The 13,772-nt window shown below is 38.8% G+C and carries 9 protein-coding genes; 4 read left to right on the top strand and 5 right to left on the bottom strand.

What is annotated here, in order from left to right; genetic code table 11:
- The 3 genes from AC1DDX_RS01230 to AC1DDX_RS01240 form a co-directional block, all read left to right on the top strand.
- A partial coding sequence (locus tag AC1DDX_RS01230; RefSeq protein ID WP_477621719.1) for a GMP synthase (glutamine-hydrolyzing) occupies positions 1 to 576 on the top strand: 576 nt, incomplete at its 5' end.
- Positions 533 to 1,765, top strand: coding sequence for an ABC transporter substrate-binding protein (locus AC1DDX_RS01235; RefSeq protein ID WP_172661178.1), 1,233 nt, complete (start codon positions 533 to 535; stop codon positions 1,763 to 1,765). The genes AC1DDX_RS01230 and AC1DDX_RS01235, both read left to right, overlap by 44 nt.
- The gene (locus AC1DDX_RS01240; RefSeq protein WP_172661177.1) at positions 1,762 to 2,925 is read left to right on the top strand and encodes an RsmB/NOP family class I SAM-dependent RNA methyltransferase; all 1,164 of its coding nucleotides are present in this window, start codon (positions 1,762 to 1,764) and stop codon (positions 2,923 to 2,925) included. The genes AC1DDX_RS01235 and AC1DDX_RS01240 overlap by 4 nt, the downstream gene beginning before the upstream one ends.
- A gap of 159 nt (positions 2,926 to 3,084) precedes the next feature.
- Here AC1DDX_RS01240 and AC1DDX_RS01245 read toward each other — a convergent pair whose 3' ends face one another.
- The 3 genes from AC1DDX_RS01245 to AC1DDX_RS01255 all read right to left on the bottom strand — a co-directional run bounded on the left by AC1DDX_RS01245 (position 3,085) and on the right by AC1DDX_RS01255 (position 7,940).
- Complete coding sequence (locus AC1DDX_RS01245; protein WP_048907221.1) at positions 3,085 to 3,654, bottom strand: MarC family protein; 570 nt, start codon at positions 3,652 to 3,654, stop codon at positions 3,085 to 3,087.
- Between the two features lie 89 nt (positions 3,655 to 3,743).
- Positions 3,744 to 5,441, bottom strand: a complete 1,698-nt coding sequence (locus tag AC1DDX_RS01250; protein WP_172661176.1) for an amino acid permease — start codon at positions 5,439 to 5,441, stop codon at positions 3,744 to 3,746.
- Between the two features lie 132 nt (positions 5,442 to 5,573).
- Entirely contained in the window at positions 5,574 to 7,940 is a 2,367-nt protein-coding gene (locus tag AC1DDX_RS01255) for a sodium-translocating pyrophosphatase (RefSeq protein WP_337717362.1), read from the bottom strand.
- 465 nt (positions 7,941 to 8,405) lie between these two features.
- Here AC1DDX_RS01255 and AC1DDX_RS01260 point away from each other — a divergent pair, with 465 nt between their 5' ends.
- Positions 8,406 to 9,857 (top strand): APC family permease, encoded by a 1,452-nt coding sequence (locus AC1DDX_RS01260; protein WP_172661174.1) that lies wholly within the window; start codon positions 8,406 to 8,408, stop codon positions 9,855 to 9,857.
- Positions 9,858 to 9,935: 78 nt separating this feature from the next.
- On the opposite strand, the gene AC1DDX_RS01265 is transcribed toward AC1DDX_RS01260, so the two are convergent.
- On the bottom strand, positions 9,936 to 10,607 hold the full coding sequence (locus AC1DDX_RS01265) for a hypothetical protein (RefSeq protein WP_048907218.1): 672 nt from the start codon (positions 10,605 to 10,607) through the stop codon (positions 9,936 to 9,938).
- Between the two features lie 101 nt (positions 10,608 to 10,708).
- Positions 10,709 to 13,768 carry an efflux RND transporter permease subunit gene (locus AC1DDX_RS01270; RefSeq protein ID WP_477612073.1) on the bottom strand — a complete coding sequence of 1,020 codons (3,060 nt, stop codon included), beginning with the start codon at positions 13,766 to 13,768 and terminating at the stop codon, positions 10,709 to 10,711.
- Positions 13,769 to 13,772 lie beyond the last annotated feature (4 nt).

A 13,772-nucleotide genomic window follows, 5' to 3' on the forward strand; every position in this document is an offset into this window, starting at 1 on the left:
CAAGGAACCATTTACCCAGATGTTATTGAATCTGTGTCTGTTAAAGGACCATCAGCAACTATCAAATCACACCATAATGTTGGTGGATTACCTGATTTCATGAAGTTAAAGGTTGTAGAACCTCTTAATACATTGTTTAAGGACGAGGTAAGAAGAGTGGGCAGATCATTAGGACTTGAACACTTTATTATTGGGCGTCACCCTTTCCCTGGTCCGGGATTGGCTATCAGAATTCTTGGTGAAGTAACTGCAGAGAAAGTTGCCATTCTACAAGAAGCAGATGCTATCTATATTGATAACTTAAAGGAAGCCGGCCTTTACGATAAAGTTTGGCAGGCGGGAGCCATTTTCCTTCCGGTTCAATCTGTTGGTGTAATGGGCGATGAGCGTACTTACGAAAACGTAATTTGCCTTCGTGCAGTTGAATCTGTTGATGGTATGACTGCCGATTGGTGCCATCTGCCATATAACGTACTCGCAAAAATTTCTAACGAAATAATTAACAAAGTAAAAGGAATTAATCGCGTCGTATATGATATCAGCTCAAAACCACCAGCTACAATTGAGTGGGAGTAAATATTGGGTAATAGCTTTTATTGGACTTTTTTTAGCTGCATGTTCACCTAAAATTCAAAAGACCACTACTAAAAAGCCCGATGTTCCTAAAAAGGTAGAAGAGAAAAAAGAAAAGCCTGCGTCTAAATTTACGCAGGCTGATATTTCTCTGCTGGTTCCGTTCAGATTAAATGATTTAAGACTTAAAACGGCCACCAAAGCTGAAGTCGAAAAATCAGCTATGGCAATCGATTTTTATCAGGGATTTAAGCTTGGTATAGATTCGGCAGCAGAACAAGGACTCAGTTTTAAATTAAATGTTTATGATTCCCGCGACAATAACAGTCAAATTGAAGGATTAATTAAAAACGGAGGATTAAGCAACAGTAATTTAATTGTTGGGCCGGTTTACCCCGCAGGATTAAAATACATTAAAGATTACTCTGTAGCGCAAGGCATTCCCGTTGTTAATCCGCTCGCGGCTACACATCCAGAGGAATTTAATAACCCAAATCTGATCTCTATTGTAAATAATATAGATTTACACGTCGAAAAATTAGGGTTTTATATTACTAAACATTACAATCCAGAAAACACAGTTTTAGTACTGATAGATTCAAAAGATGCAGGCAGTAAATTACTGTCAGCACCTGTAAAAGCATATTTTGAAAGCAGCAAGAAAAAGTTCACTTTTCAGGAATTTGCTTCTGTTTTTACTATGGAGCTGAACCTGATCAAGAATAAGAAATATGTCATTATTGTAACTTCCCCGGATAGAAAGTTTGTAATACCAACAATTGATAAGCTAGTAAAATTAAAAAATGCTGGTCTGGATATAGATTTGTATGGTCACCCTGACTGGATAAAACAAAATTATAATATAGACAAGCTTCAGGCGCTAAATACTGCTGTAACGTCGTCTTATAAGGTCGATTATAAGAATAATCATGTGATCTCATTTATTAAGAAATATAGAGCTGCGTATAGCTTTGAACCCGGTGAATATTCGTTTAAGGGATTCGATATCGGCTTTTATTTTGCTCAGCTTATTTCCAAACATGGAAAAGATTATCTGAAATACATTACAGAGGAAAAATATAAAGGGCTGCATAATAACTTTTCATTCTACCATGATGAAAAATTAGGTTATATTAATACCAGTTTAATGTTGTTACGTTACCAGGATTTTTCTTTAAATCTTATTGAATGAGGGTAGAACACCAGATCAGGGCATTTGAACAGGTATTTAAAAGTTATGACGGCACACAGCCGCTACATCGTTTCTTGTTTACTTATTTTAAGCAGCATAAACAAATGGGCTCGTCCGACCGGCGTTGGGCTACCAGATATATTTATAGTTTTTTCAGATTAGGTAAGGCACTCCTAAAAGAAGATACGATACTTCGTTTGGCTATTTCCGACTTCCTTTGCAATCAAACACTAAGTCTGGTAATTGAAACTAAGTTGCCTCAGTTTAAAGAGCAGATCAATCTTTCCGTTCAAGAAAAAATAGCTTTAATAACAGATCAGTACCCTTCCTTTAAACTTTCTGAGGTATTCATATTCAATGAAAACCTGAGTGAAGATATTGAAAAGCAAGACTTTTATGAGTCATTTTTTATACAGCCGGATTTATTTTTGCGAGTTAAACCGAGCTATATAAACCAACTTATTAAAACGCTAAAAGAGGCAGAAATAGCAGTTGAAGAGATAAGTAAAACTACTTTGGCCTTGCCAAATGGAACCAAACTGGAAAAAATTGTACCCTCACAACAGTATTATCAGGTACAGGATTTATCATCACAGAAAACAGGAGATTTTTTTGAACCTCAGACCTGGGACTATTGGTGGGATTGTTGTGCCGCCTCAGGAGGCAAATCCCTGCTTCTGCACGATCTTGAGCCTAGTGTACAGTTATTGGTTAGCGACGTAAGAGAAAACAGCTTAAACAATCTGGAGGAGCGTTTCCGTGAAGCGGGATTAAAAAAGTATCAGAAAAAAGTGTTAGATCTGCTTCAGAATAACGATCAGGATCTGCATCATTATGAATTTGACGGAATTATTCTGGATGCACCTTGTTCAGGGTCGGGTACCTGGGGTCGTACTCCTGAAATGCTTTATTATTTTGACGCTCATAAAATCAGTTATTTTTCGAAACTTCAAACAGCAATCGCAGGTAATGTTGTTAAATATCTGAAAACAGAGAAGCCATTGGTATACATTACCTGTTCTGTATTTAAACAGGAAAATGAAGATGTTGTAGCATGGATAGTCGAAAACCTACCCCTACAACTCGAAAAAATGGAAGTGATTAAGGGCTATAAGGATAAAGCAGATACCATGTTTATTGCTCGCTTTATTAAAAAATAGTCACTCTTTTAGTGCCCATGGGTACCAAACCACTGCTTAATTTTACTCTTAATGTGACTTATGGTCTCAAACAATATGGCCAGCACACCAATAATCAACGTGAATTGCTCGAAGCTGTTCATAGCCTTTTTTATTTTAGACGATCAAAAGATGGTTTTGTTACAAGCCAGTATTGTTTCTGAATAATTTGATAGCAATAGCAAGAAGGATAATTCCAAAAGCTTTTCTTAAAACATTTAAGCCGGATTTGCCAAAAAGCTTCTCTAAACGCTCTGTATTCTTTAATACAAAATAAACGAATAGCATATTGATGATGATTCCAATAATGATGTTTTGAGTTGCATATTCAGTTTTTAACGAAAGTAAAGTGGTCATGGTTCCAGCACCTGCTATTAATGGAAATGCAAGAGGCACAATTGATACCGTTTCAGGCGCATCACCTTCTTTAAATATGGTTAGACCAAGTACCATTTCCATGGCAATAAAGAAGATCACAAATGAGCCCGCAATGGCAAATGATTCAACATCCAGTCCGATAACCTTTAACAAGGTCTCGCCGGCAAACAAAAAGATAACCATAAGTACGGTTGCAACTATAGCTGCCTTTTCAGATTGAATATGTCCGGCTTTCTTTCTAAGCTCAATTACTACAGGTATAGCTCCCAGAATATCAATGATAGCGAATAGTACCATTGAAGTAGATAGAATTTGTCGAAAATTGAATTCCATAGCAGTTAATTTATGCTACAAAGGTAAATTAATTAGCAATAAAAAAGCCACTCAAACTGAGCGGCTTTTTTATTGCTAATTATGCTTGATTACTTTGCCTGAACCCGATTAGATGTTGAAGCCCGGTATAAGTATAAAATGATATGCGCAACAGCAAACACTAAGGAGAAGTAGTATAAGCCTGTGTCTTTGCCGTCAGTAATATTGTGGTGAATTAACGCCACTATGATCAACAAAATAGCAAGGCCAAAACCTACATAAGACACAGTTTTAGTGCTTTTTGCTAATGTAGCTTGTAAGTTATCAGATAATAAACTGTTTTTCATACCATAGAACAGGTACACGTTAATACCAATAATCATCCATACCAATAAACGAACCCATGTATCAAGAGGCAGGAACACCATCATACCTAAGCAAACCGCTACACCCAATATTGGAATAAGCGGTACCAAAGGCACTTTAAATGCACGAGGCAAATCAGGCATTCTATTTCTTAAGATAACTATTCCGATGCAAACAAGAATAAATGCCAAAAGAGTACCTATGCTTGTCATTTCGCCCACTACAGTGGCCGGAACAAATGCTGCGAATAAGCTTACAAAAAACATAAATAATAAGTTGCTTTTTGCAGGTGTACTATATTTAGGGTGAACTTTCGAGAACACCTTTGGTAATAAACCATCTTTACTCATCGAGAAGAATACCCTCGATTGGCCCAATAGCATCACCAGGATAACTGAAGCATAACCACCCAGAATGGCAAGAATAATCAACTTATTTAACCACGGATAAGATGGAACAACAACACCTGCTGCATTTTTTACACCCATATTGTCAATTGCAACAGCAACAGGAGCAATACCATCCTGACCTTTAAACATGTCAAAATTAGCTACCCCGGTCATTACGTGTGCAAAAAGAATATATAGAATTGTACAAATAAACAAAGAAACAAGGATACCGATGGGCATATCTTTCTTAGGATTTTTTGCCTCCTGGGCAGCTGTAGAAACGGCATCAAAACCTATATAGGCAAAGAAAACAATTCCGGCCGCTCGTATTACGCCCCCCCATCCGTGTGTAAACATACTTTCGTGACCTGGTTTGTCAGCAGGAATAAAATAAGGTGAATAGTTGTCGGCGTTAATATATTTCCATCCTAAAAGGATAAAAATGAATACAATTACAACCTTAATAGCTACAATGAGCCCATTAATAAATGCAGATTCGCTGGTGCCTCTGATCAAAACAAAGGACATTAAGACGATAATAAATACAGCAGGTAAGTTAAACATACCAGAAACTACGGTGCCATCTAAAAGGGTTGCCGTTTCAAAAGGCGACATGGTTACCTGCGCGGGTAGATGGACATCGTAATACGCCAGAAACTTGACCAGATACCTACTCCAGCTAATGGATACCGTTGCGGCACCTAAAGCATATTCCAATACCAAATCCCAGCCAATTATCCAGGCTATAAATTCACCCATTGTAGCATATGAATAAGTATAAGCACTACCTGCTACCGGGATCATTGAAGCAAATTCGGCATAACATAAGCCTGCAAAAGCGCAACCCAAAGCTGCAATAACAAATGAGATGGTAATGGCTGGTCCTGCGTTATTGGCGGCAGCAGATCCGGTTATGGAAAACAGTCCGGCTCCAATAATTGCACCAATACCCAAAGCCACCAAATTGACGGGGCCAAGGGTCCGTTTCAGGGTTCCTTCACCACTTTCAGCAGCTTCTTGTGTAAGTAAGTCAATTGACTTTCTAAAATTCATAGTTTAAAGTTTAGTTAAAGTGTATCTATAACTCGTCTAGTTTATATTATAAGTGCCAAACCTAAATAAAATATATCTAAAAATAAAAGGGATTCTTTTACGAAATCCCTTTTATTTTTATCCTAATGAAGTTTAAGGTTGAGCTTTAATGTTGTCAATCGATCTTCTTGACTGTTTCCCCTCCACTTTTAGTGTGTTGTTCACTTTGTTTTGAGCGAATTGAGTATTTTTAGGTCTTTCCTCAAGTAAATATTTTACGTTTTTAGCTATTTCTTGTGTTAATGCCGACATTTTAGCGGAAACCTGAATCGAATTCGTGATTTCTTTTTTTGAGGCGGTATTCTCGCCTGGACTAACAGCTATATATGGGGCAATAACCAAAGAGACAATCGACATTAGTTTAATAAGGATGTTCATTGACGGTCCGGAAGTATCTTTAAAAGGATCGCCAACCGTATCACCTGTAACAGATGCTTTATGAGGCTCAGATTTTTTGTAATGCATCTCGCCATTGATCTCAACACCCTTTTCAAATGATTTTTTAGCGTTGTCCCATGCACCACCCGCGTTACTCTGGAAAATTCCCATAAGTACTCCGGATACGGTAACACCTGCTAATAGACCACCTAATATTTCAGCAGAACTTACCGATGGGAAAACACCTTTGAAACCAAAACCCACTATAATTGGAACTAAAAGTGCAATAGCACCTGGCAACATCATTTCGCGAATCGAGGCCTTAGTCGAAATGGCAACACATTTTTCGTATTCCGGCTTTGCTTTATATTCCATAATTCCTGGAATTTCGCGGAACTGGCGACGAACTTCCTGTACCATATCCATTGCTGCTTTGCCAACCGCTGCAATACATAATGCAGAAAATATAAAAGGAATCATCGCACCTACAAATAGCCCGGCCAAAACAGGAGCTTTATAGATGTCGATAGCAGATATACCCGCTACACCAACAAATGCCGCAAATAAAGCAAGTGAGGTTAATGCTGCCGAAGCAATTGCAAATCCTTTACCGGTAGCTGCAGTTGTGTTCCCAACGGCGTCCAGATTGTCAGTACGTTCACGTACTTCAGGAGGTAATTGACTCATTTCAGCAATACCACCAGCATTATCAGCAATAGGGCCGAATGCATCAATTGCCAACTGCATTGCTGTAGTAGCCATCATACCTGCAGCGGCAATTGCTACACCGTATAATCCTGCAAAAGCATAAGAGAAAATGATGCCTCCTGCTAAAACCAGGATAGGAGCAACAGTAGATTTCATACCTACCGATAACCCCCCAATAATGTTTGTAGCATGACCTGTGCCAGATTGCTGGATAATTGAATTAACAGGGCCTTTCCCCATTGCCGTATAATATTCAGTTATAATACTCATTAAGGTACCTACAACCAATCCTACTATGATCGCAAAAAATACGTCAATACTGGTAAAATCAACGCCGCGCAAATGCAGGTTTGAAGGCAGCATCCACATCACAATGAAATAAGATGCAATGGCAGTAATTACAATTGATCCCCAGTTGCCCAGGTTTAACGCTGTTTGTACATTAGAATCTTCACCTTTGATGCGCACAAACCAGGTGCCTATTATCGAAAACAAGATACCCAATCCGCAGATCACCATAGGTAATAGTATCGGAGACATACCTCCAAAATTATCTGTCGCAACAATTTCCTGTCCTAATACCATTGTAGCAAGAATAGTTGCCACATAAGAACCAAATAAATCCGCTCCCATACCGGCCACATCACCAACATTGTCGCCAACGTTATCTGCAATGGTTGCCGGGTTACGCACATCATCTTCAGGAATTCCAGCTTCAACTTTACCAACTAAGTCGGCGCCTACATCGGCAGCTTTGGTGTAAATACCACCGCCCACACGCGCAAAAAGCGCAATAGATTCGGCTCCTAATGAAAATCCGGTTAGTACCTCTATCGCTGTTTTCATTTCTGCGCTGTTTGGTTGAACAACATTAAAAACGTTTAGGAAAACAATAAATAAACCGCCTAAACCTAAAATAGCTAAACCTGCTACACCCAATCCCATTACCGTACCGCCGGTAAAAGAAACCTTTAGCGCTTGTTTTAAACTTGTTCTTGCAGCCTGAGTAGTACGAACATTCGCTTTTGTTGCTGCTTTCATTCCAATGTATCCTGCGGTAGCAGAAAACACAGCTCCAATAATAAAGGCAATAGATATGATCCAGCTGGAGTGTAATTGTACGCCGTTAACTTCATGTACCGTTCCTGAATAGGCAAGTAATGCAGCCGTAAACACAACAAAAATGCTAAGTACTTTCCATTCAGCTTTTAAAAAGGCCATTGCACCATCAGCAATATAGCCGGCCAGTTCCTGCATGTTTTTATCCCCTGCATCCTGTTTGTTTACCCATGCACTTTTAATAGCCATCACAATGATGCCAATTAAACCCAATGCGGGAATAAAATAGATTAAATTGTTCTGTAAAAACTCCATACTTTGATCTCTTGTTTAGTTTATTTTTGGTTGTTAGTTGTCGACTTTAGCTGCCTCCAAAAAAGGCCAAAGCCAATTGTTTGTAGCTGGCAGACTGCCCTTTTTCGCCATTACCTTAAAGCACTTAAGTCATTTAATTGGCAAGACCGGGCTTTACAAAAATAAGCGTGTTTCTGAAATTACCAAATTTTTAATGAATTGATTACTAACCTTTTTTATGAACCGGGAATTTATGCCATTGGTTGCTTTTAATCGGGTTTATTAGTCAGAAAGACGAAGTCCTCACATAATTCGCACATTCTACATACATTCTTCACAAAAAAGTACCTGTTTGTGGGTTTGGTGTGAACGAGGTGTGAAGAATGTACGAACGTTCTGTATTTTTAATATATTAGCAGGGCAGTTGATACATAACTTATAAAGCTCTTGTATTGGATTTATGCTAAAACCAACCAAACAAACCATATGGATAAAGAAAATCAAGACGGTTCTTTTAAAAGAGAACTAGGACTGTTAGATGGTACCATGCTCGTAGTCGGCTCAATGATTGGGTCGGGGATATTCATTGTAAGTGCTGATATAGCCCGACAAGTCGGTTCTGCCGGTTGGCTTATTCTCATTTGGGTGGTTACCGCAATAATTACCATTATTGCCGCAGTTAGTTACGGTGAGTTGAGCGCAATGTTCCCAAAAGCAGGAGGACAATACGTTTATTTAAAAGAGGCTTATAATAAACTGATTGCATTTTTATATGGCTGGAGTCTGTTTGCCGTAATACAAACAGGGACTATTGCGGCCGTAGGGGTCGCGTTTTCTAAGTTTGCCGCCTACCTTTATGAACCTTTTAGTGAAAATAATATCCTATGGCAAATTCAAACAGGAGTTAGCGACAAAGGTATTCCGGAGCATTACGCAATCAGCGCGGCTCAGTTGGTTTCTATTGTCACCATCGTTTTTCTGACCTTTGTAAATAGCCGTGGTGTTAAGGATAGTAAAATTCTGCAAACTGTTTTAACGATTATAAAAATCCTATCACTTTTTGGTTTAATCATTTTCGGATTTACCCTTGCAGCGAAAGCTGAGGTCTGGGATGCAAACTGGGCCAATGCCTGGGAAACACGTTCTTTTAGTTTAGAAACAATGACCTGGGCGCCTATTAGTGGAAGCTTATTACTATCGGGAATTTCGGCAGCAATGGTTGGTTCATTGTTTTCAAGTGATGCATGGGCAGGGGTTACCTTCATTGCCGGAGAGATTAAAAATCCTCAGCGCAATGTTGGTCTAAGCTTGTTCCTGGGAACGCTAATTGTAAGCATAATTTATATTCTTGCTAATCTGATGTATGTTGCAGTATTGCCTCTCGACCAGATTACCACTGCAAAATCTGATAGGGTAGCAGTAGTTGCGGCACAGTATATTTTTGGACAAGCGGGTACCATAATTATTGCTGTAATGATTATGATCTCTACGTTTGCCTGTAATAATGGTTTGATTATGGCGGGGGCCAGGGTATACTACACAATGGCAAAGGATGGGTTGTTCTTTAAAAAGGCGGCCACTTTAAATAAAGCAGATGTACCGGGCTGGGCTTTATGGGTACAAGGAGCATGGGCTTCTGCGTTGTGTTTAACGGGTAGATATGGTGCTCTTCTGGATTTTGTAGTGATTATTGTTTTGATATTCTATATCCTTACTATCTATGGGATATTCATTTTAAGAAGAAAAATGCCTGATGCAGAGCGTCCATACCGGGCTTTTGGTTATCCGGTTCTGCCAATGTTATACATCATAGTAGCATCAGCACTTAGTGTTGCACTTTTAATCTACAAGACAGACACTTGCGGATGGGGTGTGTTAATTATGCTGATAGGGATACCAGTTTATTATCTGACTAAAAAAGTTGAAGCAACCGAGTAATAAAAAGGTAATCGTCATCTCCTTTGATTAACCAAAGGAGATGACGAGGCAAACGATAGCGTTACCGAGCGTATTAAACTACTGGTTTCCTAAACGTGTGGTGAAGTCAGAAATAACATTTTGGTATTTTCTCAATACCCGATCCCAATCATGAAACTGTTCATCGGCTTTTACGCTTGTTAAAGGAGCACCAGAAAATTCACTTACAAGTTTAACCTTATAAGTAAGCGGTTCGCTTTTAGATAGCTTAATAATTAAACGCGTTCTGATAGTGTTTTGCTGGAAACTTTGAATGCTCCATGAAGTTCTTAAATAAGATGTTTCTTTGTCGGCAACTTCAATTGCATCAAAGTAATCAGTCACAATTTGATTTGCGCGTTTCCACACCTCTGCCACATCTTGTTTTTTATTGATTTCAATAGAGAAATCGATGTTGGCCTGGTCCGTTTTTATTGAAGCTTCCTCGGCATCATCCTTCTTCATGTCAAAAAACTGCTTCTTTGGTGGCTCGGCCATTCCCTTCTTATTGCAGAAAGTTTGCTCATACCTTAAGAACCCGGCTTTCTGAACTTTTACATTTACGCAAGAGTTTTTTGGGACTTTGATCTTTGCATTACCTGTACCTAAAATTTGTCCGTCTACAACAATTTTTGCATCAGCTTCTGAAGCTGAGATTTGGACGGTTTGAGCTTTAATTGCAAAAGGTGCAATTAAAAACAGTGAGGCTGTTAATAAAGATTTTAATTTCATAATAAAGTTAATTTGTGAAGATTATCCGCCACAAATTAAACCCTATAAAACCCTTAAAAAAATACCCATTAATGGGTATTTTTTTAAGGGTTTACTGTTTCTTATATTGTTTGGTCAACTGCAATTTTTGGTGGTAAAAGTTTATACATCACCGGTGTTACTAGTCTTGATAATAATGTCGAGCTAATTAAACCACCAATAAGCACCAAAGCAAGTGGAGAATACAATTCACTATATTCAATTACAAGTGGTAGCAATCCGCCAATGGCTGTTAACGAGGTCAAAAGTATGGGTACAAATCTAATTTCCCCGGCTTCAATAATCGCTTCCTCAATGCTTTTTCCCTGCGCCCTTAATTGATTTGTAAAATCTACAACCAACAGAGAGTTTTTCACTTCTATACCTACTAATGCAATAAAACCTATTGTGGCTGTAAAGGAAAGCGTTTCACCTGCAAAGAACAGCATGATCAATCCTCCAACTATTCCAAGTGGAATAACCGACAATACAATCAGTATACTTTTAAAGGTTTTGAACTCAAGTATCAACACCCCCAGAAAACCAAAAACAGTAACAATAAGGATAAGACCAAGATTACCAAAGCTTTCTTCTTTACTCTCTTTCTCGCCTGCAACTTTAAAAGAGAAGCCTTCAGGGAATTTAAATTTGTTCAGTTTTTCAGTGATCTCCTCATCCAGGCGCTGCACGTTATAGCCTGGTTTTACAAATGCAGAAATGGTTACATATCTGTCTTTATCATAATGTCTGATCTGGTTTGGCGAACTCTCGAAACCACTAGATGCCACGTTTTTCAGAGGGATATTTACCCCAGAGGAAGACGGAACATATAGCCTGTCGAACATACTGATATCCTGAATATCGTTATTTCTTGGAATAGAAACATTCACATTATAATTGTCTGCTTTTCCCGAGTCTTCCCTGTACGTTGCTACATTCAGTCCGGCAGATCCCAATCGAACTGTACGGTCAATATCCGCAGAAGCAACACCCAGCAAAGCCGCCTTTTCTTTATTTATTGTAACCTTAAGGTCTGTAGGTTTTACCAGTAAAGGATTGTTTACGTAAATAGTGCCATCTACTTTACTGATCAGCGAGGCAATATCGAATGCTGTTTTGCGCAGGCCGTTAAGATCATCGGCATAAATGCGGTAGGCAAGGGGGGCATCAACTGGTGGTCCCTGTTCAAAATCTTTAACCTTAATGTTTGCACCAGGGTAACCATTCAGCTCTTTTCTTACCCTTTCAATTACCGCAACTTTTTCGCGGGTTTCCAGTCCCTCTACCTGGACAAAGATCTGTGCATAATTTTCGCTTTCATTATGTGGGATCACATTGTAATAGATTCTTGGATTTCCTTTACCAACATTACTGGAAAATGAACTTATTTCAGGTACTTTTTTCAATACAGATTCCACATACCTTGTTACTTTATTTGTGGTATTTATATTGGTTCCCTCCGGGGTTTCTATATCCACCAGAAACATAGGTTTCTCAGATTTTGGAAACAGGCTGCTTCCTATAACCGGAACTAATCCAAGTGAGGCAATAAAGATCCCTCCGATAATGATAAGTGTAACTAATGGTCTCTTCAGCGCTTTGTTAAGTACCGCTCCATAAGTTGTATGAATTCCTTTTTTCATTGCCCTGAGCAGAAAATTTCCCTCCTCACTCATGTGCGGTTTCAAAATGATGCTTGCTAAAAAAGGGACTACTGTTAGCGATACCAACATAGAAGCAAAAATTGTAGTGATTACAGAAAGCGGTAAACTTCTAATAAAATCCCCGGCTCCTTCGGGTAAGAAAACGATTGGTAAAAAGGCAAATATAAGCAGTATGGTACAGCCAACAACGGCAATGCCGATTTGAGAAGTAGCCTTTATAGAAGCCTCTATTCTGCTGTAGCCCATACGCAGATACCGTTCAATATTTTCAACCACTACAATACTATCATCAACCAGAATACCCAGCGCTACAATCATACCTACAATGCTTAGCTGATTGATGTTATAACCCAATGCATTCATCAGGGTAAGCCCGATGGCAAGAGATAACGGGATCGAGATCATCACAACAACCGATGCCCTTGTACCCAGAGGCAGTAAGGTAACCAACACCAATAAAATTGCGATACCAAAATCTCTGGTAAAATGCGAAAGCCTTACATCTACGCTTTTAGCCTGATCAAAAACCTTTACAAGGTCAATACCCGGTGGTAAATCCTTTTTAAATGCTGCTAATAAGGGGACAACTTTTTCCTGCACAGATATAATGTTCTCTCCATCTTTTAAGCTGGCATTTATAAAACTGCTTCTGTAGCCGTTCAAGCGGGTAATATGTGTTTCATCTTCATAGCCTAATGAAACATCGGCTATGTCTTTCAGGTAAACTACTTTTCCCTGGGCACTAAAGATTACCGTATTCTTAACCTCATCTATGCTCGAAAAATTACCGCTGGTTTTAATATTAAGCTTTCTGTTTCCCATACTGATGTTACCACCTGGAATGTTAACATTCTCACTTTGTAATGCAGCAATAACATTATTCTGGGTAAGTTTTTCCTGAGCTATTTTTTGAATGTTAAGCCTTACATTTACCTGATGTTCAGGAACGCCGGCGTAGGTAACTCTTTTTAATGCCTGTATTTTTTCGAGTCGTTCCTTTAGCTCTTTTGAATATTTTTTAAGCGTGGCATTGGAGGTGTTTTCACTCACTAAAGCAAACTGATACACACTAACATCCGATGGAATCTGTTTGTTGATCCGTATATCTGCTATATCAGAAGGTAGCTCACTTCTTAAGCTGTTAATTTCTCTCACCACCTCCTGATACTTATCATCGGGGTTAGAGCTATATTTATATATTATTTGCATAACTGCAAGACCATCGCTTATATCTGTGGTTATGTGTTTTATATCGTCAAGTTCGTGGATCTTTTTTTCCATTGGGTCAACAACCAGTTGCTCCATATCCTTAGGATTAGTTCCCGGATATACTACAACTACCGTAAATTGCGGAGGATGGGTTTCAGGATCTTCACTTCTTGGCATGGTGAACAAGGAATATATTCCCAGAGCTAGCACCGCCACGAAAACAATCAGTGTGAACTGATAATTTTTTACTGCAAATTCAGGTAATTTCATTTTG

This window comes from Pedobacter sp. 10L46_2, from assembly GCF_056395165.1.

Excerpts from the sequence above, each read along its gene's own strand:
- AC1DDX_RS01235 (WP_172661178.1), top strand. The coding sequence starts at position 533 with ATGATATCAGCTCAAAACCACCAGCTACAATTGAGTGGGAGTAAATAT.
- AC1DDX_RS01240 (WP_172661177.1), top strand. The coding sequence starts at position 1,762 with ATGAGGGTAGAACACCAGATCAGGGCATTTGAACAGGTATTTAAAAGT.
- AC1DDX_RS01245 (WP_048907221.1), bottom strand. The coding sequence starts at position 3,654 with ATGGAATTCAATTTTCGACAAATTCTATCTACTTCAATGGTACTATTC.
- AC1DDX_RS01250 (WP_172661176.1), bottom strand. The coding sequence starts at position 5,441 with ATGAATTTTAGAAAGTCAATTGACTTACTTACACAAGAAGCTGCTGAA.
- AC1DDX_RS01255 (WP_337717362.1), bottom strand. The coding sequence starts at position 7,940 with ATGGAGTTTTTACAGAACAATTTAATCTATTTTATTCCCGCATTGGGT.
- AC1DDX_RS01260 (WP_172661174.1), top strand. The coding sequence starts at position 8,406 with ATGGATAAAGAAAATCAAGACGGTTCTTTTAAAAGAGAACTAGGACTG.
- AC1DDX_RS01265 (WP_048907218.1), bottom strand. The coding sequence starts at position 10,607 with ATGAAATTAAAATCTTTATTAACAGCCTCACTGTTTTTAATTGCACCT.
- AC1DDX_RS01270 (WP_477612073.1), bottom strand. The coding sequence starts at position 13,768 with ATGAAATTACCTGAATTTGCAGTAAAAAATTATCAGTTCACACTGATT.